General features: G+C 72.3%; 22 protein-coding genes and 1 CRISPR repeat array. Of the genes, 14 read left to right on the forward strand and 8 right to left on the reverse strand.

The window, feature by feature from the left end; all coding sequences use genetic code 11:
* Nucleotides 1-17: 17 nt before the first annotated feature.
* On the forward strand, nt 18-824 hold the full coding sequence (locus HGB44_RS06315) for a LuxR C-terminal-related transcriptional regulator (RefSeq protein ID WP_394327819.1): 807 nt from the start codon (nt 18-20) through the stop codon (nt 822-824).
* A 97-nt stretch (nt 825-921) separates the two neighbouring features.
* Here HGB44_RS06315 and HGB44_RS06320 read toward each other — a convergent pair whose 3' ends face one another.
* The 3 genes from HGB44_RS06320 to HGB44_RS06330 form a co-directional block, all read right to left on the reverse strand.
* The gene (locus tag HGB44_RS06320) at nt 922-1,701 is read right to left on the reverse strand and encodes a TetR/AcrR family transcriptional regulator (RefSeq protein ID WP_061082149.1); all 780 of its coding nucleotides are present in this window, start codon (nt 1,699-1,701) and stop codon (nt 922-924) included.
* Nucleotides 1,702-2,008: 307 nt separating this feature from the next.
* Nucleotides 2,009-2,833: an SDR family oxidoreductase gene (locus HGB44_RS06325; protein WP_061082150.1), complete on the reverse strand. Its 825-nt coding sequence runs from the start codon at nt 2,831-2,833 to the stop codon at nt 2,009-2,011.
* A 268-nt stretch (nt 2,834-3,101) separates the two neighbouring features.
* Nucleotides 3,102-3,719 (reverse strand): TetR/AcrR family transcriptional regulator, encoded by a 618-nt coding sequence (locus tag HGB44_RS06330; protein ID WP_061082151.1) that lies wholly within the window; start codon nt 3,717-3,719, stop codon nt 3,102-3,104.
* Nucleotides 3,720-3,873: 154 nt separating this feature from the next.
* On the opposite strand from HGB44_RS06330, the gene HGB44_RS06335 reads away from it, so the two are divergent.
* Nucleotides 3,874-5,484 carry an ABC-F family ATP-binding cassette domain-containing protein gene (locus HGB44_RS06335; protein ID WP_061082152.1) on the forward strand — a complete coding sequence of 537 codons (1,611 nt, stop codon included), beginning with the start codon at nt 3,874-3,876 and terminating at the stop codon, nt 5,482-5,484.
* 115 nt (nt 5,485-5,599) lie between these two features.
* Here HGB44_RS06335 and HGB44_RS06340 read toward each other — a convergent pair whose 3' ends face one another.
* Nucleotides 5,600-6,163 (reverse strand): DNA-3-methyladenine glycosylase I, encoded by a 564-nt coding sequence (locus HGB44_RS06340; RefSeq protein ID WP_061082153.1) that lies wholly within the window; start codon nt 6,161-6,163, stop codon nt 5,600-5,602.
* 239 nt (nt 6,164-6,402) lie between these two features.
* On the opposite strand from HGB44_RS06340, the gene HGB44_RS06345 reads away from it, so the two are divergent.
* The 5 genes from HGB44_RS06345 to HGB44_RS06365 all read left to right on the forward strand — a co-directional run bounded on the left by HGB44_RS06345 (nt 6,403) and on the right by HGB44_RS06365 (nt 9,811).
* Nucleotides 6,403-7,353 carry an ABC transporter ATP-binding protein gene (locus HGB44_RS06345; RefSeq protein ID WP_061082154.1) on the forward strand — a complete coding sequence of 317 codons (951 nt, stop codon included), beginning with the start codon at nt 6,403-6,405 and terminating at the stop codon, nt 7,351-7,353.
* On the forward strand, nt 7,350-8,129 hold the full coding sequence (locus HGB44_RS06350) for an ABC transporter permease (RefSeq protein ID WP_082768503.1): 780 nt from the start codon (nt 7,350-7,352) through the stop codon (nt 8,127-8,129). The genes HGB44_RS06345 and HGB44_RS06350 overlap by 4 nt, the downstream gene beginning before the upstream one ends.
* Before the next feature lie 10 nt (nt 8,130-8,139).
* Complete coding sequence (locus tag HGB44_RS06355) at nt 8,140-8,931, forward strand: ABC transporter permease (RefSeq protein ID WP_061082155.1); 792 nt, start codon at nt 8,140-8,142, stop codon at nt 8,929-8,931.
* Nucleotides 8,932-9,140: 209 nt separating this feature from the next.
* Nucleotides 9,141-9,416: a hypothetical protein gene (locus tag HGB44_RS06360; RefSeq protein WP_061082166.1), complete on the forward strand. Its 276-nt coding sequence runs from the start codon at nt 9,141-9,143 to the stop codon at nt 9,414-9,416.
* On the forward strand, nt 9,413-9,811 hold the full coding sequence (locus HGB44_RS06365) for a type II toxin-antitoxin system VapC family toxin (protein ID WP_061082156.1): 399 nt from the start codon (nt 9,413-9,415) through the stop codon (nt 9,809-9,811). Before HGB44_RS06360 ends, HGB44_RS06365 begins: the two co-directional genes overlap by 4 nt.
* A gap of 61 nt (nt 9,812-9,872) precedes the next feature.
* On the opposite strand, the gene HGB44_RS06370 is transcribed toward HGB44_RS06365, so the two are convergent.
* Together HGB44_RS06370 and HGB44_RS06375 are read right to left on the reverse strand one after the other, a co-directional pair.
* Nucleotides 9,873-11,594 carry an ABC transporter ATP-binding protein gene (locus HGB44_RS06370; protein ID WP_325096939.1) on the reverse strand — a complete coding sequence of 574 codons (1,722 nt, stop codon included), beginning with the start codon at nt 11,592-11,594 and terminating at the stop codon, nt 9,873-9,875.
* A gap of 167 nt (nt 11,595-11,761) precedes the next feature.
* Nucleotides 11,762-13,519, reverse strand: coding sequence for an ABC transporter ATP-binding protein (locus tag HGB44_RS06375; RefSeq protein ID WP_231972544.1), 1,758 nt, complete (start codon nt 13,517-13,519; stop codon nt 11,762-11,764).
* Nucleotides 13,520-13,823: 304 nt separating this feature from the next.
* Between HGB44_RS06375 and HGB44_RS06380 the strand changes: the two genes are divergently transcribed.
* The 3 genes from HGB44_RS06380 to HGB44_RS06390 all read left to right on the forward strand — a co-directional run bounded on the left by HGB44_RS06380 (nt 13,824) and on the right by HGB44_RS06390 (nt 20,055).
* Nucleotides 13,824-15,878 carry a hypothetical protein gene (locus tag HGB44_RS06380; protein WP_231972545.1) on the forward strand — a complete coding sequence of 685 codons (2,055 nt, stop codon included), beginning with the start codon at nt 13,824-13,826 and terminating at the stop codon, nt 15,876-15,878.
* Nucleotides 15,879-15,906: 28 nt separating this feature from the next.
* The gene (locus HGB44_RS06385) at nt 15,907-17,448 is read left to right on the forward strand and encodes a type 1 periplasmic-binding domain-containing protein (protein ID WP_061082158.1); all 1,542 of its coding nucleotides are present in this window, start codon (nt 15,907-15,909) and stop codon (nt 17,446-17,448) included.
* A 171-nt stretch (nt 17,449-17,619) separates the two neighbouring features.
* A CRISPR array of direct repeats spans nt 17,620-18,624; the repeat unit is 29 nt; unit sequence CTGCTCCCCGCGCACGCGGGGATGGTCCC.
* A gap of 294 nt (nt 18,625-18,918) precedes the next feature.
* On the forward strand, nt 18,919-20,055 hold the full coding sequence (locus tag HGB44_RS06390) for a methyltransferase domain-containing protein (RefSeq protein WP_061082159.1): 1,137 nt from the start codon (nt 18,919-18,921) through the stop codon (nt 20,053-20,055).
* 148 nt (nt 20,056-20,203) lie between these two features.
* Here the strand turns inward: HGB44_RS06390 and HGB44_RS06395 are convergent, their stop codons facing one another.
* Nucleotides 20,204-20,404: a DUF397 domain-containing protein gene (locus HGB44_RS06395; protein WP_061082160.1), complete on the reverse strand. Its 201-nt coding sequence runs from the start codon at nt 20,402-20,404 to the stop codon at nt 20,204-20,206.
* A gap of 26 nt (nt 20,405-20,430) precedes the next feature.
* Nucleotides 20,431-21,282 carry a DUF5753 domain-containing protein gene (locus HGB44_RS06400; RefSeq protein WP_168443972.1) on the reverse strand — a complete coding sequence of 284 codons (852 nt, stop codon included), beginning with the start codon at nt 21,280-21,282 and terminating at the stop codon, nt 20,431-20,433.
* Between the two features lie 225 nt (nt 21,283-21,507).
* Between HGB44_RS06400 and HGB44_RS31820 the strand changes: the two genes are divergently transcribed.
* The 4 genes from HGB44_RS31820 to HGB44_RS06420 all read left to right on the forward strand — a co-directional run bounded on the left by HGB44_RS31820 (nt 21,508) and on the right by HGB44_RS06420 (nt 22,983).
* Nucleotides 21,508-21,966 carry a hypothetical protein gene (locus tag HGB44_RS31820; RefSeq protein WP_231972546.1) on the forward strand — a complete coding sequence of 153 codons (459 nt, stop codon included), beginning with the start codon at nt 21,508-21,510 and terminating at the stop codon, nt 21,964-21,966.
* Nucleotides 21,967-22,111: 145 nt separating this feature from the next.
* The gene (locus HGB44_RS06410; RefSeq protein WP_061082163.1) at nt 22,112-22,363 is read left to right on the forward strand and encodes a hypothetical protein; all 252 of its coding nucleotides are present in this window, start codon (nt 22,112-22,114) and stop codon (nt 22,361-22,363) included.
* Nucleotides 22,360-22,650, forward strand: a complete 291-nt coding sequence (locus tag HGB44_RS06415; RefSeq protein WP_061082164.1) for a hypothetical protein — start codon at nt 22,360-22,362, stop codon at nt 22,648-22,650. The genes HGB44_RS06410 and HGB44_RS06415 overlap by 4 nt, the downstream gene beginning before the upstream one ends.
* Before the next feature lie 99 nt (nt 22,651-22,749).
* A complete protein-coding gene (locus tag HGB44_RS06420) occupies nt 22,750-22,983 on the forward strand; it encodes a BldC family transcriptional regulator (RefSeq protein ID WP_269458495.1) in 234 nt (77 codons plus the stop codon).
* Nucleotides 22,984-23,061: the final 78 nt, after the last annotated feature.

The raw sequence follows: 23,061 nt of genomic DNA on the forward strand, positions 1-23,061 counted from the left end.
GGCCACGGGCGAAGGGTTTGTCCGTAGGGGATCGGGGATTTAAGGACGGCTGGCTTCTTTCCACAGAACAACCCCGGGCTCCCCTCCCCCACGCCCCGGAGGTTTCGCACGAAAAGGGGACAGGTCCACTGATTACCCGCGTACTGATTATCGGTGACCAGGACGTAGTGAGGCTGGGACTGTGCACGGCCTTCGAAGCGACGGATGACATCAAGGTGGTCGGAACGACCGGCGACCTGCGAGGGGCGGTGGCCAGGGCGCGACAGCTCCGTCCCGACGTGGCCGTCGTCGACATGGTGGCGCTCGGGGAGAGGGGGAACGGGGTGGTCCGCGAGCTCGCCGAGCTGGACGACCCCCGCGTCCGCGTCCTCGCCCTGGCGGTGCCCAACGAGAGGGACAACCTCGTCAGCTGCCTGCGGGCCGGCGCCTGCGGCTACATCCTCACCGGCAGCGACATGTCCGTCATCACCGACGCCGTGCGCTCGCTGAGGGAGGGGCACACCGTGCTCGACCCGGCCGTGGTCGGCACGGTCGTGGAGGAGTTCGTCCGCTACGAGGCGGCGGTGTGCGTCGGGACGGGCGACGACCCGGACTCGTGCTGGAAGGAGCAGTTCACCGACCGGGAGAAGGACGTGGTCGGGCTGGTCGCCACCGGCGCCAGCAACGCCGAGATCGCCGGAGTCCTCGGCCTGTCCGAGACGACCATCAAGTCACACGTGTCCAGCGTCCTGGCCAAACGGGGGCTGCGCAACCGCGTCCAGCTGGTGGTCTGGGCCTTCCGGAGCGGGCTCGTCCCCGTCCGGAGCAGGGACGCGGTGCTCTAGCGGCGCCCGCCGCCGGAGGCGGGCAGAACGGCAGTCCAGACGCGCGGTGCCGGCGGAGGGCCGCCGCGCGACCCCCTGACCCCGGGTGCTCCGGTCCTCAGGACCCCTCGGCGCCCCGGGCGGAGCGCGACTCCACCAGGACCCGGACGCCGTCCAGGACGCGTTCGAGGCCGAACGCGAACTCGTGGTCGGACGAGTAGACCGTCCTGTGCTCCCTGCCCACCGTGCTGCCCACCCGTGAGGCGAGCGGGTAGTCGCTGTCCCGTGTGAACGCCGCGAGCAGCGGGCCGTGGGTGCTCCACCACTGGCCGTCCGTCATCCCCGTGGCCCGTTCGGTCTCGCTGACCGCCGCGGCCTGGCTGGCGGCGCCCTCCGCGTAGCTGTTGACCAGGCTGACCGTGGAGTCCATCTCGACGTCGGACAGTCCCAGGCCGTCCACGGCGGACAGCTCGTACTCGTACTTGGCGATGAGGTGGGGGCCCAGGAGGCGGCCCCGCGGGGTCTGGAGCATCCAGGGGTGGCGCAGGAGCAGCCGCCAGTTCGCGTACGCGACCGCGCTCAGCCGTTCGCGCCAGTGCCCGGGGCGCTCGCCGTCCGCGTACATGTCGGCGTAGGCGGCGTCGAGCATGAGGTCGACCAGCTCGCCCTTGCCGGGAACGTAGGTGTACAGGGACATGGTCCCCACACCCAGGCGTTCGGCGACCTTGCGCATGGACAGCGCGGCGAGCCCGTCGGTGTCGGCCATCTCCGAGGCCACGGCAACGATCCGGTCCACGCTCAGGTCCGGTTTGTTGCGGCGGCTGACAGGCTCCTGGGTCCGCCACAGCAGGGCGAGACTGCGCGCGGGGTCGCCGCTCTTGGTGTACTGCGTGGGCATCGGCCGTCCTGCTCTCGGTCCGGTGTCCGGCCAGTCTAGGGCGTGTTCCACGGGCGCACGCCCCGCTGCGCGGCGTCGCGGGGACGTCGGAGGGGCGGGAGGCGGAGAGGCCGGGACACGGGGACGCCGGGAGGCCGGGACGCGTCCGGCCGGAGGGAGCGCCCCCGCCGGACGCGTCGGCCCGCGGATCAGGTCCGCGGGCGGAAGGCGTCCGCCCGAGCTGCCGGACCCGTCAAGGGCCCCGCCCGGTCAAGCCCGTGGGCGGAAGGTGCCCGCTGGGAATGTCACCGAGACCGTCGTCCCGCGGTCAGGACCGCGGGTGGAAGGCGTCCGCGTTCTCCCCGACCCACTCGGCGAAGGTGCGCGCGGGCCTGCCCGTGACCCGCTCGACGGTGTCCTGGACCCTGGTGCCGACCTCGGGCGGGTCGGTGGCCAGCTGGAGGCCGAAGCCCACGTACTCCTCGTCGTGGCCCAGGGTGCGCAGCCGCTCGGCCTCCTCCTCCAGGCTGAGGCGGACCAGCCCGATCTCACGGCCGATCCCGCGTGAGAGCGCGGCCACCCGCTCCACCGGGGTCAGCGCCTCGGGACCGGTGAGGGGGTAGGTGCGGCCGCCGTGGCCGTCCTCGGTGAGGGCGGTGACCGCGACGGAGGCGATGTCGGCCTCGTGGACCAGGGCGCTGGGCGCGGTGCGCGCCTCGCGGACCACGCCCTCCTCGCGCACGGAGTCGGCCCAGTCCAGGGTGTTGGCCATGAACTCGACCGGGTGGAGCAGGGTCCAGGCCAGGCCGCTCGCGGCCAGGGCCTCCTCCACCGGGCCCGGGTAGAAGTCGCACAGCACCGACACCCTGCGCACGCCCGCCTTCTCGGCGAGTTCGACCAGACGCGGCGCCGAGGTGAGGGGGCTGTGGTCGTCCCCGCCGAAGGTGATCAGGTGCAGCCCCGTGACCCCTTCGAGGTGCGGGGCGAGGCCGTCCGGGTCGGTGAGGTCGCCGCCGACGACCTGCGCGCCCCCGGGCAGGTGGGCCCGGTCGGGGGAGCGGGTCAGCGCGCGTACGGGGTGTCCGGCGCCGAGCAGCTGCCCGACGACGTGGCGGCCGACGTTGCCGGTGGCTCCGGCGACGAGGAAGGTCATGGCTCTCCATCCGTCCACTGGGGGTCCTGGTTTCCGTAAGCCGTACAGTACGCCGTACGGAAGTGGCGCACAAGAGCGGACGGGGCGTCCGAGGGGGCGCGCGACCCCGTGCGGCGGCGTGCTCTCTCGCGTTCTGTCCGGGATGCGGAGCCCGCCCCGGGCGGTTCCGCGTGCGGGAGAGGACCAAGGCGTATGGGCGAAGGCGTCCGGGGCGGCGGCGTGCTCTTCCTCGTTCGGTCCGGGGCGCGGGGGCCTGGGCGGCCCCGGTTCAGGACGTGCGGACGAAGGCGCCCCGGGCGGCGGCCTCGGCGGTGACCAGGGCGGCCAGGTCCAGGTCGGCGGACGTGACGGGCTCGCGGCTGACGAAGAGGCGGTAGTAGACCGGCGCGACCGCCGAGCGCACCACCTCCTCGGCGTCGGTGCCCTCGGGGGCCTCGCCCCGGGCGACGGCCTCGGTCACCAGGACGGCGGCGCGCGCGTGGCGGTCGGCCATGAACACGCGCAGTGCCCCGGCCACGCGCGGGGAGGCGAAGGCGGCCGCGACGGAGGCCGCGGACATCGCGCCCTCGGGGGCCTCGGTGAAGCCGTGCAGCACGGTCGCGTTGAGGGCCCGCAGGTCGGTGCGCAGGGAGCCGGTGCGCTCGGGTGCCCAGTCGCGGGTGGTGGACCACTCCAGCGCCGCGGACAGGAGTCCGTCCACCCCTCCCCAGCGGCGGTAGACGGTGGCCTTGTGCACGCCGGAGCGGGTGGCGACGCGTTCGGCGGTGAGTCCTGCGTAGCCGTGTTCGCCCAGTTCGTCGAGGGTGGCCTGGAGTACGGCGGCGGTGTTGCGGGCGGTGCGGCCGCCGGGCCTGGCGGCGCCCGGGGTTCCCGTGTCAGAGGTCATAACGCAACTCTAGTTGCATTTGCTGTCTTCGTGTGTCATGCTCCTTATCGCGACAACAGTCGCATCAAGCCCTCTCGAAGGAGGAGATCACGATGGGCCGTTCCCGCCGCACCCAGGGTTCCCGGCAGTTCTCCACCACCATCGAGAGGTCCGCATGTCTTCTGCCTTCTCCGTCGTCTGCACGGGGCTGTCCTTCGCCTGGCCCGACGGCACGCCCGTCCTGACCGGCCTGGACGCCGCCTTCGGCGCCGGGCGGACCGGGCTGGTCGGCCGCAACGGCAGCGGCAAGTCCACCCTGCTCCGCCTCGTCGCGGGGCGGCTGACCCCCGCGTCGGGCACGGTGTCCGTGGACGGCGACGTCGGCTGCCTGGACCAGGGACTGACCCTGGACACCGGCCGCACCGTCGCCGAACTGCTGGGCGTCGACCGGGCCCGCGCCGCGCTGCACGCCATCGAGGCGGGTGAGGCCACCGAGGCGAACTTCGCCGCCGTCGGCGAGGACTGGGACGTGGAGGAACGCGCCCTCGCCCAGCTCGAACGGTTCGGCGTCGCCCTGGCGGGGGACGCCCCGCTGGACCGCCCCGTCGGCACCCTCTCCGGAGGGGAGGCCGTGCTGGTCGCGCTCGCGGGGCTGGCGCTGCGCCGCCCCGCCGTCACCCTGCTGGACGAGCCCACCAACAACCTGGACCGCCGCGCCCGGGAGCGGCTCCACGACGCGGTCGCGTCGTGGCAGGGAGTGCTCGTCGTGGTCAGCCACGACCGCGAACTCCTGGAACGCGTCGACCAGATCGCCGAACTCCGGGAAGGGAGGGTGCGCGTGTGGGGCGGCAACTACTCCGCCTACGCCGAACAGCTCGCCGCTGAGCAGGACGCGGCCCAGCGCATGGTGCGCGTGGCCGAGGCCGACGTGCGCCGCGAGAAGCGCCAGCTCGCCGACGCCCAGGTCAAGCTGGCCCGGCGGGTGCGTTACGGCAAGAAGATGTACGACACCAAGCGCGAGCCCCGCGTGGTCATGAAGCAGCGCAAGCGCGACGCCCAGGTGGCGGCGGGCAAGCACCGCATCATGCAGGAGGCCAGACTGGTCGGGGCCAGGGAGGAGCTGGACCGGGCGGAGGACGCCGTCCGCGACGACGACACCATCCGCATCGCCCTGCCCGGCACCGAGGTCCCCACCGGGCACGGCGTCCTGGAGCTGGGCACTCCGGACGGTGGGCGGCTGTACCTGCGCGGGCCCGAACGGGTGGCGCTGGTCGGGCCCAACGGGTCCGGCAAGACCACCCTGCTGCGGGCGGTGGTCGGCCGGGGGCGCCACCCGCAGGCCGAGGTGGTGCACGCCGCCGACCGGATCGGCTACCTGCCGCAGCGGCTGGACGTGCTGGACGACGGCCTGAGCGTGCTCGACAACGTGCGCGCGGCGGCGCCCTCCGCCACGCCGCACCGGGTGCGGGCCGGTCTGGCCCGCTTCCTCATCCGCGGGGACCGGGTGGACCAGAGGGCGGGCGACCTCTCCGGGGGCGAGCGGTTCCGGGTGGCGCTGGCCCGGCTGCTGCTGGCGGACGAACCTCCCCGGCTGCTGGTGCTGGACGAGCCCACCAACAGCCTCGACCTCGACAGCCAGCGGCAGCTGGCCGAGGCCCTCGCGGACTACCGGGGAGCCCTGCTGGTGGCCAGCCACGACCACGCGTTCCTGCGCGAGGTCGGGGTGGGCCGCTGGTGGCGGACCGAGCGCGGGCACGCCCCGGTGGAGGCGTCCGGGGTCGACTGACGGGGGCGGTGGCGGGGCGGCGCCCCGCCACCGGGCCGCCCGTGTCCCACTGAGCCACTGGTGTCCCACCATCGAGCCGCCGCCGGGTCGAGGCCCGAGCGGTCGGTGTCGGCGGTCAGGCGGGCTTGGCCGGGCAGGCGGCCAGGTGGTCGTCGACCACGCCCACGGCCTGGAGGTAGGAGTAGACGATGGTGGTGCCCACGAAGGTGAAGCCGCGCTTCTTCAGGTCCTTGCTGACCCGGTCCGACAGCGGGGTGCTCACCGGGACCTCGGAGGGTTCGGTGAAGCGGTTGACCACGGGCGTTCCGTCCACCCAGTCCCACAGGTAGGCCGCGAAGGTGCCGTACTCCTCGCGCACGTCCCCGAAGGCCCGGGCGTTGCGGGGGAGCGAGGCCACCTTGAGCCGGTTGCGGATGATCCCGGCGTCCTGGAGGAGCCGGTCGGTGTCCTCCTGGCCGTACTCCGCGATCCGCTCCCGGTCGAAGCCCTCCAGGGCCCGCCGGTAGTTCTCCCGCTTGTTGAGCACGGTGGACCAGGACAGCCCGGCCTGCGCGCCCTCCAGGACGAGCATCTCGAACAGGTGCGCGTCGTCGCGGGAGGGCCTGCCCCACTCGTGGTCGTGGTAGTCCCGCATCAGCTCGGAGGACCCCCGTGCCCAGGCACAGCGCTGGTCGGACATGGCAGCTCCTCGGGGTCGGCGGCGGTGGTCGCCTCCATGGTGCCGCAGGTCGGAGACAGTCCGGACGCGGCCTCCGGTCGGGGTGCGGAGGCGCAAAGTCCCTTGTGGCCGGAACCGGACACGCGCGAGGATCGGTCCGTCACCTAGGATGAGCAAGGTATCTCGACGTAGAGATATCTGGTGTCGGCGCCGTACCCGGCTCCGCGCGCCTCCCCCCGACCCCCCGGAGGTCAGCGCACGTGAGTGCTCTGGAGATCACGAACCTCAGACGTGTCTACCGGCGCGGGGGAGGTGAGGAGCTGGAGGCGCTGCGCGGCGTCAGCCTGGAGGTCCCCGAGGGCGAGGTGCACGGCCTGCTCGGCCCCAACGGCGCGGGCAAGACCACGCTGTGCAAGATCATCTCCACCGTGCTGCTGCCCACCTCCGGCACCGTCCGGGTGCTCGGCCACGACGTGGTCACCGACACCGCGAGGGTGCGGAACTCCCTCGGCATCGTGTTCGGCGGCGACAAGGGCGCCTACGACCGGCTCACCGCCCGGCAGAACCTCACCTTCTGGGCCGGGGTGTACGGCCTCCGGGGCGCCCGTCGGCGCGGCCGGGTGGACGAACTCCTGGAGCGGATGGGCCTGGCCGACCGGGCGGACGAGCGCGTCGGCGCCTTCTCCCGGGGCATGAAGCAGCGCCTCCACCTGGCGCGCGGCCTGGTCTCCGACCCCGGCGTGCTCATCCTGGACGAACCCACGGTCGGCATGGACCCGGTGGCCGCCCGCGACTTCCGGGCGCTGGTCGCGGAACTGCGCAGCGGCGGACGCACCATCCTCATGACCACCCACGACATGGCCGAGGCGGCGGCGCTCAGCGACCGGGTGTCCCTCATCGACCAGGGCGGCCTCGTGCTCACCGAGAGCCCCGAGACCGTCGGCCGCCTGGTCTCCTCCTACGAGCGGGTGGACGCCCGCGGTGTGCCCGGTCCCCTCCGGGAGCGGCTGGCGGTCCTGCCCGGCGTGGTGTCGGTCCGGGAGGCGGACGGCGACGGGGTCCGCGTGGAGACCGACGACCCCGACGCCACGCTCGCCGTGCTGCGCGCCCTGGTGGACGCCGGGATCGGTGACGTGTCGCGGAGCCGCCCCAGCCTGGAGGAGGTCTACCTGCACCTGGTCGGAGACCGGGGGATGGCGGTGGACACGTGAGGTCCCTCGCGCTCGGCTTCGGCCTGGGCTTCTCCTTCCAGACCCGGCGGATGGCCGGGAGCGTGGACAGCTACTTCGCCCTGGTCGGAGCGCCCTTCTTCACCGCCGTCTTCCTGTCGATGGTCCTGTACTCCGGCCGTGCGGACCTGGCCTCCTACACGGTGGTCGCGCCCACGCTGATGACCCTGTGGACCGCGGCGCTGATGTTCGCGGGGGAGATGATCAGCGACGACCGGGACAACGGCCGCCTGGAACCCCTGGTGGCCTCGCCGGTGTCCGTCCCGATGCTGGTCTTCGGCCGCCTGTGCGGCGCGATGCTGGTCTCCGTTCCCGCCTTCGCGCTGTCCGTCGGGGTGGCCGGGCTGCTCTTCGGCTTCTGGGTCACGGTCCACCACCCGGTGGTGTTCATGCTCGCGGCCGTGGCGACGGCCCTGTCCACCGCGGCCACGGCGACGGCGCTCTCGGCGCTGTTCATCGCCGCGCCCGGGGCCCGGATCGTGCAGAACACCCTGTCCATGCCGGTGTTCCTGCTCAGCGGCGTGATGGTCCCGGTGGCGCTCTTCCCCGGCTGGCTGGAGGGCCTGAGCCGGGTGCTCTACCTCTCCTGGGGAGCGGACCTGATGCGCGACGCGCTCGAACCCGGACCGGTGGAGTCGGTCGCGCCGCGGCTGGCCGCGGTGGTGCTCCTGGGCGCCCTGGCCCTGGCCTTCGGGTCGGCCACCCTCGTCCGCTTCCTCCGGCGCGCCCGCGCCGAGGGAACCCTGTCCCGGATCTGAGGGAGAAGCCGTGATCACGCACGCCGCCACCACGGTCCGCCGGGCCGCCGTCCTGGCCCGCGCCGACATGTCCTTCGTCTACACCTGGCGGACCTGGCTCTTCGGATGGCTGGTCCGGCTGCTGACCCAGGTGGTCTTCTACAGCCTGGTCGGGGTCCTGGTCGGCGACCCCGAGTTCACCGCCTACGTCGTCCTCGGCGCCGCGGTGCTCATCTGCGTGTCCGAGACGATGCTGGCCACCGCCTCGACCTGCTGGGACAAGCACCAGGGAACGCTGGGCCTGCTAGCGGCCTCCCCGGTCGAGCCAGGCCTGTTCTTCTTCGGCCGCAGCCTCCAGTGGCCCGCCTCGGCGACCGTCACCACGTCGATCGCCCTGCTGGCCGTACCGCCCTTCTTCGGGGTGGTCTGGGAGCCGTGGCAGGTGCCGGTCCTGGTGGGCGTCGCGGCGCTGACCGCGCTGAGCAGTTACTGCATGACCCTGCTCCTGGGGTCGGTCGCACTGGTCTTCTCCGAGGCGCGCAACGTCATCAGCACCATCGCCACCCTCTACGTCACCGCGTTCTGCGGGGCGATGGTGCCGCTGGAGTACTGGCCCGCTCCGGTCCGGTGGATAGCCCAGGCGGTGCCCGCCACCCACGGCCTGGAGGCGGTCCGGCTGGTGGAGGGCGGCGGCACCGCCGTCCAAGTCCTGACGGCGCTGGGTGCGATGGTGCTGGCGGCCCTGGTCTGGTTCACGGCGGCCTTCTTCTCCTTCCGCCTGGTGTTCGCCCGTGTCCGCGCCGGGAGGAGCGTCCTCGACTGACACGGACGCTCCGACTCCGGGCGAGGCGTCCCGACCGCTGGCTGACACCGGGGCCCGCCCCGCCTGCCGAGCGGGTGATCCGCCCCGCCCGACCGCGAAGGGCTCCGCATCTGGCAATTCTCGGAAACCCCAACGGTGAGGAACTCGCCCTCGTTAGGCTCACGAAAAAGTAACCGGCAACTTCCGGAGTGCGAGGTATGGTCAGTGGTATGGCAACCAAGAAGTACACGGTGACCCTTCCGGAGGAACTGGCCGAGGCCATCCGCACGGAGGTGGGTCCCGGTGGGTTCAGCCGCTACGTCACTCAGGCCGTTGAGCGTCAGCACGAGCGCGACCGTCTCCACGAGTACGTCGAGTGGTGGGAGTCCGAGTACGGGGCCATCACTGATGAGGAACTTGCCGAGGCCGAGGCGGAGCGCCGTGAGATCGAGCGCCGCCATGCCGAAATCGCCCGGAAACGCGACCCTCTTCAGAAGGCTGGATGAACGTCCAACAGATCTACCTCCTCGACAGTGAGGCGCTGTCCCGGGCTGCGGGGGGAGAGCGCCGTATGGGCGCTCGGCTCAAGGACGCGAACCGGGCGGGCATCAGGGTCATGACCACGGCCATGACTCTGATCGAGGCGTACGACATGAGAGCTCGTCAGGCGGCCTGGCAGTGGACTCTGTCCCGTATCCATGTGGAGCCGGTGACCGAGGAGATCGCCAACGACGCGATCCAGTTGTTGAGATCCGCAGGACTTCACGGGCACAAGTACGCGATCGACGCCGTTCTCGCCGCGGTCGCCCTGCGCCAGAAGGAGCCCGTCACCGTCTTCACCTCCGACAAGGACGACATGGACCAACTGTGCGGTGACCGCGTGGTGGTCTTCAAGCTGTGAGTCGGGGAGGGGCGCACGGCCTCGCCCCACCGTGGTCTCCACTGGTTCCAGGTCCGGGATCTCAGGCGGTGCCGTGCCAGGATCTCCACAGAGCCGCGTAGGCGCCTCCCGCGTCCACCAGTTCGTCGTGGCCGCCCAGTTCGGTGATCCGGCCGCCCTCCACCACCGCCACCCGGTCGGCGTCGTGCGCGGTGTGCAGCCGGTGCGCGATCGCGATTACCGTCCTGCCCCCCAGCACCGCCGCGAGGGAGCGCTCCGCCGCCCGGGCGGCGGTGGGGTCCAGCAGGGAGGTGGCCTCGTCGAGCACCACCGTGTGCGGGTCGGCCAGCACCACCCGGGCCAGGGCCAGCTGCTGTGCTCCGGCGGCGTCCAGCGCCGTGCCGCCCGCGCCCAGCGGGGTGTCCAGCCCCTCCGGCAGCTCCCGCGGCCAGTCCGCGTCCACCGCCTCCAGTGCGGCCAGCAGGTCGGCGTCGTCGGCCTCCTCCGAGGCCAGGGCCAGGTTCTCGCGCAGCGTTCCCGCGAACACGTGGTGCTCCTGGTTGACCAGGACGATGCGGCGGCGCAGCTCCTCGGGGCCGAGGCCGGCCACGGGCACCCCGCCCACCAGCACGCTCCCCGAATCCGGGGCGTCCACTCCGGCCAGCAGCCGACCCAGCGTGGTCTTGCCCGCTCCCGAGGGACCCACGACCGCCAGCCGCTCTCCGGGCCGCACCGTCAGATCGATCCCGCGCAGGACGTCCGTTCCCGCCACGTAGGCGTAGCGGGCACCGCGGACCTCGATCCGGTCGTCGACGGGTGTCGGGGCCGCGCCGACCGGAGCCGCCACCCGGCCCACGCCGCGCACCCGCGCGAACGAGGCGCCGCCGCGCTGCAACTGCTCCACCCAGTACAGGATCCCGCTGGCGGGCTCCTCCATCTGCCGCATGTAGAGGCAGCAGGTCACCACCACCCCCAGGCTCACCCCGCCCTCCAGGTGGAGCAGGCCGCCGCCGAGCAGTACCACCACGGCGGGCAGGGAGAACGCGACGTCGGCGACGGGAAACAGCACCGACCGCAGGCGCAGGGTGCGCCGCCGCGCCCCGTACAGCTCCAGGGTGTCGAGGTCGGTGCGCGCCACCCGCTCCCGGCGCAGCCCCAGCGCCTCCACGGTGCGCCCGCCCTCGGCGGTGGCGGTCACCCCCGCCAGCGCGGTCGAGGCGGCCGCCCCCTCGGCCAGGTAGGCGGCGCGCGACCGGCGCAGGTACCAGCGCAGCGCCCACCAGACGGGGGGCACGCCCACCAGGACCAGCACGCCCAGAGACGGACTGAGCCAGAACACCGCGGCCAGCAGGAAGAGGATCTGCAGCAGGGAGGGGAACACGTCGGGGACGGCACCGCGCAGGGTCGTCGCGACCACCCCCATGTCGCCGGACGCCCGATTGGTGAGGTCCCCGGTGCCCGACCGCTCCACCACGCGGGCGGGCAGGGCCAGGACCCGGTCCACGAACTCCTCGCGCAGCCGCGCCAGTGCCCGCTCCCCGAAGCGGAACGCGCCCAGCCGCGCGTACCGGGTCAGCACCAGCTGTGCCAGTGCGCAGGCCAGGACGGCGGTGGCCAGCCCGTCGACCGCCGCGACGGTGGCCCGACCGGCCTCCAGGAGGTCGATGATCCGTCCCAGCAGGTAGGGTCCGGCCAGTCCGGCCGCACTGGCCAGGCAGGTCAGCGCGAGCGTCGCGATCAGCCCCGCGCGGTCGGCTGACACCAGCCGCCAGGCGTCCCGGCGCGCCTGGGCGGGCTCCGCCACCGGCAGCCGCTCCTCCTCTCCGGCGTGCGTCCTCCCCCCGCCGTCGACACCCCCGACGCTCCCTCCGCCCGCCGCGGCTCCCGCGCTTCCGCCGGTCCCCGCCCCCTCCCCGGGGCCTGTGCTCTCCCTGGCTGCCCCGGGCCCCGTGCTCTTCCCCGCCTCCGTGCTCACGACCGGCCCTCCTCGTCCGCTCCGCGCAGGACCAGCGCCCGGTAGTCCGGCCGCGTGGCGACCAGTTCCCCGTGAGTGCCCACCGCCACCGCCCGCCCCCCGTCCAGCAGCACCACCCGGTCCGCCCGCGCCAGCAGCAGGGGAGAGGTGCCCGCGACCACGGTGGTGAGCCCTCCGCGGGCCTCGTGCAGCCGGGCCGCGACCAGCGCCTCGGTGTGCGCGTCCACCGCGGATGTGGGCTCGACCAGCAGCAGCACCTCCGGTCGGGCCAGGACCGCGCGGGCCAGCCGCACCCGCTGGCGCTGCCCGCCGGACAGGTTGCGGCCCTGTTCCTCCACCGCCGAGTCCAGCCCGTCGGGCAGGGACGAGACCACGTCCAGCGCCCCGGCCGTCCGCAGTGCTTCCATGACCTCCTCGTCGGTGCGGTCGCCGTGCACCGCGACCACCTCGCGCAGCGGACCGGCGAACAGGTACGACTCGTTGTCGCCGACCAGGACGCGGTCGCGCACCCGCTCCACGTCCATGTCGCGCAGCGGCACGCCGCCCCAGGTGGCGTCGGAGTCGGTGTAGCGGCCCAGCCGGTCCACCACCAGCGCCGCGTCCCCGGGCCGGAGCGACACCAGGGCGGTCATCGACCCCGGCGGCACCCGGGTTCCGCTCTCGGGGTCCACCAGCTCGGCGGGCCCCTCCGGGGGAGCGGCGGCGCCGCCCTCCGACAGCGCGGGCCCGGACCGCAGCAGCCGCACCACCCGCTCCAGCGACACGTGGCCGTGGGTGAGGTCGCTGGCCGCCTCCACGAGGAAGAACACCGGCATGATGAGGACGGCGACGTAGCCGTACACGGCGACCACCTCCCCCACGGTGATCTCCCCGGCCACCGCGAGCCGGGCGGCGATCCAGGTGACCACCGCCAGGAAGACCACCGGCAGGCAGGAGCTGACCGCCTCGAACCAGCTGCTGGTCGCGCCGAGCCGGTACCCCTGGCGCAGCAGCGAGGCCGAGCGCTCCCGGTAGCGGGCGGCGAACCGCTCCCGGCCGCCGATGCCGGACAGCACGCGCAGCCCGGCCACGATGTCGCCCGCCAGGGTGGTCAGGAGCCCCTCCCGTTCCCGGTAGCCGCTCTGTCCTCCGCGCAGGCCGCGCAGCAGCGGTCCCACGGTCAGGGCGAGCAGCGGCACGCCGACCAGCACGACCGCCGCCAGCAGGGGTGACACGGTCAGGAGCAGGACCGCGACCGAGGCGTAGGCGATCACCGAGCCGACCCCCGGCCCGGTCATGGTGAGCGTCTGCGCGATCCGGCCCACGTCCAGCACCTGGACGGTGGACAGCTCCCCGGAGGAGAGCCGCCGGGGCAGTGCCGCGCCCAGCCGGGCCGCGTGTCCGGCCACCACGCGCATGGTCCGCAGCGAGGCGTCCATGCGCACGAGCGTCATGGTCCGGTGCCGCATGATCGACACGGCCGCGTTGAGGACACCCGTGCCCGCCAGGGCTCCCGCCCACAGCAGCAGTGCGCTCCGGTCCCCGGCCCGCAGTCCGTCGTCGACGGCGCGGGAGAGGAGGTAGGGCATCACCATGAGGCCGATCATCCAGACGGTTCCCCAGAAGGCCCCGGCCAGGACCCTCCACGGCTGGGAGGCGATGAGCCACCACAGGTAGCGCCAGGGCCCGCGGGCGTCCGGCGTCCCGGGATCGGGCACGCGCGGGCCGGGGGCGACAGGCGGGCGGGGAGCGGTCGCCGCCTCGGTACCGGTCACGGAGTCCTCCGTTCGGATCGTTCCGTCATTCTCATGAGAACAGGCCCGCCGCCGCGGCGGAAGCCGCCTTCTTCTTCTGTGGACAACTCCGGAGCACGCATTTCTCGTGTGCCCTTAAGTCTCACTAGTAACAGCAGCAACACCAATACCAAATCCCACAAAAGAGAACAGAGTGCTCTTATGGGGAGGATTCTCATAACGCGTACGTCACAAAAAACCGATAAAGCCATAAATCAGAACAGGGCGCGCATCATATGTCGGTGGTGTGCCGGAGCGAGCGCGGACAAAGGGAGGCCATCGGGTCGTGTCGAGTGGCGCGCAGATGCCGGACGGTCATGAGACGCCGGTCGGACAGGAGGCTCAGGCCGCCTGCTACAAGGAACTCGTGGACCCCGGCTGGTCGGGGCCGCCGGGCCGCAGGCGCCCCGTCCTGCTCGTCCACGGCCCCCGGGGGTACGGCAAGTCCCACTTCGCCCTGCACAAGGCCCGTGAACTGGAGAGGCTCGGCGTCCCCTACGCCCACCTCGACCTCGCCGACGTCAGGTACCACTCCAGCGTCCCCGACGCCTTCGCCGCGATCTCCTCCCACCAGGAGAAGGGCCTCGCCCGCGCCCTGCGCTACTACGGGCGCCTCCAGTTCCCCCGGCTCTGGATCAGTCTGATCACCATCCGCCTGGAGATCGACCCCGACGGGGCGTCGGGAGACGAGGGCGACATCAGGAGCCGCAACGACCGGGCGCACGCGGAGATCACCGCCCTGGTGGACCAGGTGTGGCCCAGCGGCATGGGGCGGCTGAGCAGGTTCCTGAGCGAGGCGGGCGACCTCATCCCGCCCGCCGAACTGGTCGGCGTCGACTCGCTGCCCGTCGACCTGGCCCGGTGGGCCGCCGCCGTGTCGGGCGTGGGCGCCCGCGTCCTGGACCGGGTCTTCGAGTGGATGCGAGCCCAGGGCCAGGGCGGACAGGCCCGGGAGCAGGTGGCCGACTCCCTGTACCACCTGTGGCTCCAGGCGCGCGAGCCCGACGCGGTGGACGCCGTGTCCCGCATCTCCAACCGGGAGAAGGTGGGCCGTTTCTTGAGCGAGGCCCTGTTCACCGACCTCCAGCACGCGGCCAGGCGCGTGGGTTACCAGCCCACCCCGGTCCTGCTGCTGGACAACGCCGACCAGGGCGTGGGGCCCGTGCTCCTGAGGTCCCTGGCCGAGGCCCCGGCGCCCTTCGCCCGGAGCGGGTTCTTCGGCGGTGTCGGCTTCCCGGAGCCGCTCACCGTGGTCGCCACCACGTCCGAGACGGTCGACGGCGTGCCCCTCGAACGGTTCTACGAGGACATCCGGCAGTACATGCGCTTCTCGGCCCTGGCCCCGCTGGACCGGCGCGCCGTCGGCGAGCTGTTCTCGCGCGCACGCTCCCGGACCAAGGGCAGCGGCCACGTCTCGAACGAGATCGTCGACCTCCTCGCGGACTTCACCGGGGGGCACCCCGGGACCACCGCCCAGCTCGCCGACGCCTGGGTCGCGGTCCGCGGCACCAGCCTGCACGCCGCGCTCGCCCACCGCCCGGTCGACCCGGTCACCAGGCTGGAGTCCGCCGTGACCGTGGAGGAGGCCATGCTCACCACGGCCCTCGGCGTCGAACCGGACCGCCTCGACCAGCGCCTGAGGGAGGCGCTGATCACCTGCTCCGCCGCCAGGGACCCCGACGCGGGGCTGTGGCTGAACCGGTCGGGCGAACTCACCGAACGCGTCGAGGAGGAGCGCCTCCTCGACCACCCGCTGTGGGACCGCGCGGCCCCGGAGACGACCACCGTGCTGCGCCGCCTCCTGTCCCGCAGCCTGGCCCGGCGCCCGAGCGGCGCCCCGGGGAACTGGGACGCCGTCCACCGAAGGCTCGCCGACCACTACCAGAGCGGGGAGTCCGACAACCGGCGCTCCGCCGAGTGCGCGATCTACCACCGCCTCTGCGCGGGGCAGCTCACCCGCGTTGCCTGGCACCTCCAGGGCTGGCTCAAGGCCCCCGACATCGGCGGCGAGGAGTGGGTCCGCCTGCTGCGGGGCGTCACCGCGGCGCCCCTGCGGGTCCGCCCGTCGTTCCCGCTCCTGGACGCGTGGACGCACACCTGGCAGCGGCACGCGGCCCAGGAGGGGGCGGAGGGCGCGGAGGAAACCGAGACCGTCCTCAAACTCGTCGCGGCCCGCCAGATCCTCAACGACCCCGACCTCTTCCGCTCCGGGGCGCTGCACTCGGTCTGCCACATGGCGCTGAACGACCTCGCCGGGCGGGCCCCGAAGGGAGCGGCGCACATCTTCGACGAGGCGGCGTGGCACCTGCGGCTGGTCGCCAAGTTCGGCGCCAAGGCATGAGCGACCGCCCATCACCGAAGGGACGACCATGACCGGCCCCCATGACGCACACCTGTCGCCGCACCCGCCCGGCGGCCCGGGTTCCCTCGTCCGCAGGTGGCTGCGGCGGTGGTGGAAGCTGGTCGTCCCGGCTCTGGCGCTCCTGCTGCTGGTCCCGGTCGCCCTCTACTGGGACGTGTTCACCTGCGGCGGGCCCGGAAGCGGCGTGCGCCTGTCCGAGGGGCAGTGCGTGGGCGTCACCGACGGGTCGTACCCCTACCACGAGGAGTACGCCGAGGTGCAGGCCGCCATCACCGCGGAGAACGCCCGGGTGGCGGAGGAGTCCGACGGGCACGTCGTCCGGATCGCCCTCCTGGGCACGCTCACCTTCGGCGACGTCAGTCCCATGGACCCCGTCCGCATGGTCAGGTCCCTGGAGGGTGCCCACACCGCCCAGATGCGGGCCAACCACACCCCCCACTTCGGTGACCAGAGCCCGGCGATCCAGCTCCACCTCGCCAACATGGGCGGGCAGCAGGAGAGCTGGGATCCGGTGGTGGACGAACTCGTCGCCATGGCCGAGGACGAGGAGAACCCCCTCGTCGCGGTCATCGGCATGGGGGTGAGCGTCAGCTCCACACGGGACGTGGCCGCCCGCCTCGACGCGCACGGTATCCCCATGGTCTCCGCCGCGGTCACCGCCGACGGCCTGGCCCACCCCGAGACGCCGGGCCTGATGCGCGCCGCGCCCAGCAACACCGAGTACGTGCGGGCGCTGCGCGCCTACCTCGACGACCTGGAGGAGACGCCCCGGGCGAGCCTGGTCTACGACGCCAACGAGCCCGACCTGTTCGTCTCCTCCCTGAGGGAGGCCTACGAGAACCAGCTCGGCGTGTACATCACCGGGCACCCCCAGGAGTACATCGGCACGACCGTGGGCGACCCTCCCCGGGCGGGCCTGTTCCACACGGTGACCCTCAACGTGTGCGCCTCGGGCACCGACACGGTGCTCTTCGCGGGCCGCGCCCCGGACCTCAAGGAGTTCCTCGCCTCCCTGGCCAGCCGGGCCTGCTCCGACCAGCCCTTCCGGGTGCTGTTCTCCGTGGTCGGCCTGACCGCCATGGACGACGAGGAGGTGATGGGGTACCTGCGCGACGGGGACATCACGCTGGTCTACGCCTCGGCCGTCGACCCGCGCTGGAGCGCGGGACAGGCCCCCGAGGACGCGCCGCCGCACTACGCGTCCTTCGTGAACGCCTTCCACGAGTACGTCGGGGACGATGACCCCGACGCCCTCAACAACGGATACGCCCTGGTCAACCACGACGCGTTCGCCGTGGCGGCCAGCGCCGTGCGGATGACCAACGGGATGGACCTGGACGGCGGCCCGCCCACCGCGGAGGAGGTGGCCTCCCAGCTGATGCTGCTCAACAGCGCCCACGAGGTCCGGGCGGGCGGCGGGGTCCTCGGCTACAGCGACGAGTACGGCGGGGAGGCGGTCGGCCGGTACGTGCCCGTGGTGGAGTTGCCGTTGGAGGGGGAGGAGCCCAGGGGCCACCCGCACGTCATCGGTGGTGTCGCAGGGGTGTGACTTCCTGGTTCCGGGCGGCTCGCTGATCGTGTGCCCGTTCGGCACGGTGAACGCGTGGGCCTGTGTGGAATCATCGGTTGGATCGGACTCGGCTTTGTGGGTGGAATGTCTGTTTCTCGGGAAGTTGGAAATTCGGCTGCTTGCCGCTGGTAAGTTCCCAGTTCAGCGAGTCTGCTCCCCGCGCACGCGGGGATGGTCCCGGCGCGCCGCTGGTCCCGGACCCGCCTGACCGCTGCTCCCCGCGCACGCGGGGATGGTCCCGAGGACCAGGGCGACGACTTCCCCCAGGAGCACTGCTCCCCGCGCACGCGGGGATGGTCCCACGCCGGATCGTAGATACCTGGGTGCTTCCGCCTGCTCCCCGCGCACGCGGGGATGGTCCCGGTGACCCCGCCGATCATCGGGGTTGCGCTCACTGCTCCCCGCGCACGCGGGGATGGTCCCGCCGTGTGTGGGCCGCGTGGGTCGCCGAGGTCCTGCTCCCCGCGCACGCGGGGATGGTCCCTCAGCATCGTCGATCCGGACACGAGCGCGGCCCTGCTCCCCGCGCACGCGGGGATGGTCCCGAGCGAGATCGCCTTTACCGCGCCGATCACCCCTGCTCCCCGCGCACGCGGGGATGGTCCCGGTCGGTCAGGAGCTGACGGTAGAGGTCACGGCTGCTCCCCGCGCACGCGGGGATGGTCCCGACCAGGTGGACGGCGGGACGCTGGTCGCGGACTGCTCCCCGCGCACGCGGGGATGGTCCCCCAGCCACACCCGAAGCCAGGTTGCCCAAGCTCTGCTCCCCGCGCACGCGGGGATGGTCCCGACGACCCGACCGTGACCCTCCCCGAGGCTGACTGCTCCCCGCGCACGCGGGGATGGTCCCGGTGTCGAGCTGGGTGCGCTGACTACGTCCATCTGCTCCCCGCGCACGCGGGGATGGTCCCAGCCGCCCCTGCCCCCGGACCCGTTCAGCGGGCTGCTCCCCGCGCACGCGGGGATGGTCCCACCACCCCGAGGACCTCCGCCCCACCGTGCCCCTGCTCCCCGCGCACGCGGGGATGGTCCCGGCAGCCTCCGCGCCATCGCTGTCCACCAGGACTGCTCCCCGCGCACGCGGGGATGGTCCTCGACATCCCCCGCACCACCTACGACCAGGTCCGTGCTCCCCGCGTATGCGGGGATGGTCCCGTGGAGATTTTCGACGGCCAGGCTGCGGTCGCCACAGGGTGGGCGGCAGACACGAACGGCTGAGAGCCAGCGCTACCCCGGTCCGGCACCGCGCAACCGGCGCTGTCCGAGACCGGCCGATTCCTATGGCAGGTAGTGGCAGGAGGGTTACCCTCTGTGTGACCTGTTCCCCTGTGTAAGGAGCGCCATGGCCAAGCATGAGGGCCAGCCCAAGCCCAGCAGGCCGTTCGAGCCCGAACCGCCTTCGCCGGACTCCCCGACACCTGGCGGCGGCACCCGTGAGAAGCCCAAGGGATGACGGGCCCCGCGTCCCTCGCGGACGACCTGAGCCGGTCGGGGTACCTGACCGACCGGCGCTGGCACGCCGCCTTGGCCGCCGTCCCCCGGGAGCTGTTCATCCCGGCCGCTGCGATGGCCGTGCCGGTGGACGGCTCACCCCCGTACTCGATCGACCGTGACGCCGCCCCCGACGCCTGGCGCACCGCCGTGTACACCGACACCGCTATCGTCACCCAGCTCGACGACGGCGCCACCGAGCTGTCCGTGGGCGTCGGCGACTACACCAGTTCCGCGTCGGCCCCCGGGATCGTGGTCGACTTCCTGGAACTGCTGGACCCCTATCCGGGCGACCAGGTCCTGGAGGTCGGCACCGGCACCGGATGGACGGCCGCCCTGCTCACCTCCGAGCTGGGAGCGGAGGCGGTCACCACCATCGAGGTCGACGATCAGGTCGCCAAGGAAGCCGCCACCAACCTGGAGCGCGCCGAGCTGACATCGACCCTCATCGTCGGTGACGGCACGGACGGCTGGGCGGACGGGGCTCCCTACGACGGTGTACACGTCACCTGTGGCGTCCGCACCGTCCCGCGCGCCTGGGTCGCGCAGACCCGGCCCGGTGGTCGCATCGTCCTGCCATGGGTGCCCGGCTTCGGCCATGGCCACCAGACCCGACTCACCGTCATCGGTGAAGGCTGTGCGGTCGGCCGGTTCACCAACGGCAGCACGTACATGATGCTGCGCTCCCAGCGCCCGCCCGCCCCAGCGGCCGACGAGGGCGGCGACTGGCGGGAAGGTTCCACGTTGCTCGATCCGCGGCGCGTTGTCGGCGCCGACCCGGGTGCGCACGTCGCCATCGCGGGAATGCTCCCGGGTCTGTTCGGGCATGGCGCGAACGGCGAGGCGGGCACGTTCCAGCTCTGGCTCTGGGACGGCAACGGGTCGGCCGCACGCGTGGCCTACGATCCGCGGTACACGCGGTGCGGCGTCGAGCAGCAGGGGCCTCGGGCCCTGTGGGAGGAACTGGAGCGCGCCTACCTCACCTGGGTCGGCTGGGGTCAGCCCGGCCGGGCCCGGTTCGGGCTGACAGTCACTACCGAGGGCCAGGAGGTGTGGCTCGACGAGCCCACCCGCCTGGTGGCGGCCCCGGTGTGACCGTGTCTCGTTTCGTGCAGGCTCGTCTCCCGGGGGCGGTATCTAGTCGAAAGGACGCGAACACGAGTACACTCCGTGGCGGGTGCTTAGGTATAAGCACGGGGAAGGCCCTCGACGCACGTCGTCGGGGGCCTTCTTCGTGGGCGGTCTACAGGCTGCTGGAGCGCACAGTCCCCAGGAGCGCCGTCCACTGACTGCAGGAGAACGCCAGGTGTCCCTCAGCAGGGTTCTGGCTGTCGCGAACCGCAGCACCGCTGGGCAGGTCCGCGACCTCCACACAGTTCTCGCCCTGCGCGGAGGAGTAGCTCGACTTGCGGAAGGTCAGGTGGGTGGAGCTGTGGGTAAGCATCGGCGTCCTCTACCGGTACCGGGCGGTTACTTGGTGATGAGTTCCTGCATGAAGCGGCGCGAGTCATCCACGGACAGCGCTTGCGCGTGTACACGGTCATACAGACCCTCGTAGTGTTCCAGGACCACTGAATCCTCGGGGAACAAACTGCTCATGGCCTGTTCGAGGTAGAGAGTGCTCGGGTCAGCGGGGAAGTCCATGATGACGAACTGGCCCGTCATCGCGGCATGCGGACCGACGCTGTAGGGCAGCACTTGGATCTGAACCCGTCGCGACGGCAGCTGTGCGTCAAGGAGCTTCTGGATCTGTCCGTCCACGACCTCAGGCGGAATCCTGTGAAAGGCCGCCTCGTCGATGATCGCCCACAGCCGCGGACCCTGTCCGTGCTCCATCAAGGTCTGCCGCATCATGCGCGCCTCAACCCGGCGCTCGATCTCTCGTTCGTCCGAGGTGCCAGCGCTGATGACGGCGCGCGCATACTCCTCGGTCTGCAGCAGGCCAGGAATGTACAGGCACTCGTAGGTACGAAGACGGATCGCCTCTGTCTCCAGGTCCACGTAGAGACCTGCGCCCAAGATGTCGCCGTAGTTGGTCCACCAGCCCGTTTGGGATGCCTCCGTCGCGGTGCGCACGTAGGAGGTGCGCTCCTCCTTGGAGGTCACCCCGTAGACGTCGAGGAGCGTGAGGACGTCATCGGTGTGGAGTCTCTTCCAGTCCGCGTTTTCCATCCTGGTGATCTTGGCGGCTGACCACGGCCGGTCTGGACGGAGCGCCTTCGCCTTCTTCGCGGCGGCGTCCACGGTCAGATGGTTCGCCTCGCGCAGCGCGTCGAGCTGCCGCGACAGGCGCTTTCTTCTCAACGTGGGGGAGGCGGGCAACGGCGCAGGACTCCTTGGTCGGGCGGGCTTCTTGGCCTTCGATCCTACGCTCCGTGCACGCGAAGCAGACATTGTTCGCACCATCCACATGTATCGACTGGTTCACCTTGATCTTATTATTCATGTCAGGTGGATATTGCAGATTCGGTGACGATGGGTCACCATGGAGGCACCTAAGTGCCCTTGCCGGACCACCCATCCGGCGCCCGACTGAGGAGTCGCCTCGTGCGATACCTGATCCAGTTCTTCGTCATGCTGTGGCGGGCGATAGCCCCGCCCGCCCGGGGCCGCCACGCGCGGTCCGTGCCGCCTCCCGCTCGAACCCGAGCCCCGCGGCGCCGCCCGCCCGTGCGCCGCCGTTGGGAGTGGCAGGACCCGCCTCCCCTTCCCCCACAGCCCGTCGAACCCCCTGTGGAACGCGACCTGATCCCGCCCTACTACCGGGCATGGGAGCAGACGCGAGCAGATAAGCGATCCGTTCCCGACCACCTCGCGGGCGACATCCTGCACGTCATCGCGCCGACCGCACCGCCATCGCGCCCGCCCGGCGACCTGGCCAACCCCGCCGACCTCACCGGCCTCGCCGCCGTGGTCCGCCAGTGGCACGCCGCCCAGGCCGCCCAGGCCGCCCAGGCCGCCCAGGCCATCCAGGCCGCCCGAACCTTCGAGGGGGTGAGGGCGTGAACTCCCTCGCCTTCCGGTCGCGCCGCAGCCGCAGCCGCCGCACCCGTCCCTTTCTGACCGTGCTTCCCACGGCATGGGTCAGCGTCGCCACGGGTGCCCTCCCGATCGTGCGCGCCGCACACCAGGTACTCCGGGAGGCGAAGCGATGATGTCCGCGACCATCGCCGTCACCATCACGGACCTGACGTGCGACGACGTCCGCCTGTGCCGCGAGGCCAACGGTTCCGGCTCCCTCGCCTCCCTTGCCGTGGCCGCCTGCCACGTCGACCTCTCCCCGGGCTGGAGCACGCACGGCCGCGCCGCGCGGGTCGCCGCCCTGGAGAAGCTCGCCCGTCTGGCCGCCCAGGCCGCGCACGAACTGCGCGAGGCCGACCAACGCCAGGAACGTCAGCCATGACCGCCGTACCCGAGCCGCGCCGCGAACCGAGGACCGTGTTCGAGGTGCGCGAGGTCGAGAGCAGGGAGGCCCTGCACGCCTGGGCGCGCGCCCACGGGGTAAGGGTCCGCTACCTGGGCTCGACCTGGCAGCACGAGGAGGTCTACGGAGCCCAGCAGGGCACGCGGGTTCGCGTGTGCCGCACCCCCTGGGAGCACCGCCGCCTCCACCCGGTCGTGTGGAGATCACCGCTGGAGGCACTGCCACCGGACAAGCTGCCGTCCATCCCCCGGCAGCGCACTCCCTGAACCGGCCGCGCGCCGGGCGGCCCCGAGCCCCCGGCGCGCGGCCCTCCACCATTCACCTTCTGCTTCTCGCCCCGCCTCCACCCCCGACGAAGGACAACCGTGCCCAACACACCCCACACACCCCACAAGCCCCACGCATCCCATGCCGACCTGCCCGTTTCCCTGCTCACCGTGGCCGAGGTGGGAGACCTGTTCAGGGTCAACCCCAGGACCGTGAACCGATGGGTCGCACAGGGGCGCATCCCCGTGGTGCGCACCCCCGGCGGCCACCCCCGCTTCGACCCGGCCGAGGTCAGCCGACTGCTCTGGATCGACCAGCCGCCCGCCACCTGAACCCGCGCACACGGCGGAGTCGACATCGCGTGTCCGACCCGGAAAAAAGATTCTGTACGCCGTACGGAATTATCTCGA

Origin of the sequence: Nocardiopsis alborubida, from assembly GCF_012396365.1 — a bacterium.
In the GTDB taxonomy this organism is placed as follows: Bacteria; Actinomycetota; Actinomycetes; order Streptosporangiales; family Streptosporangiaceae; genus Nocardiopsis; species Nocardiopsis alborubida.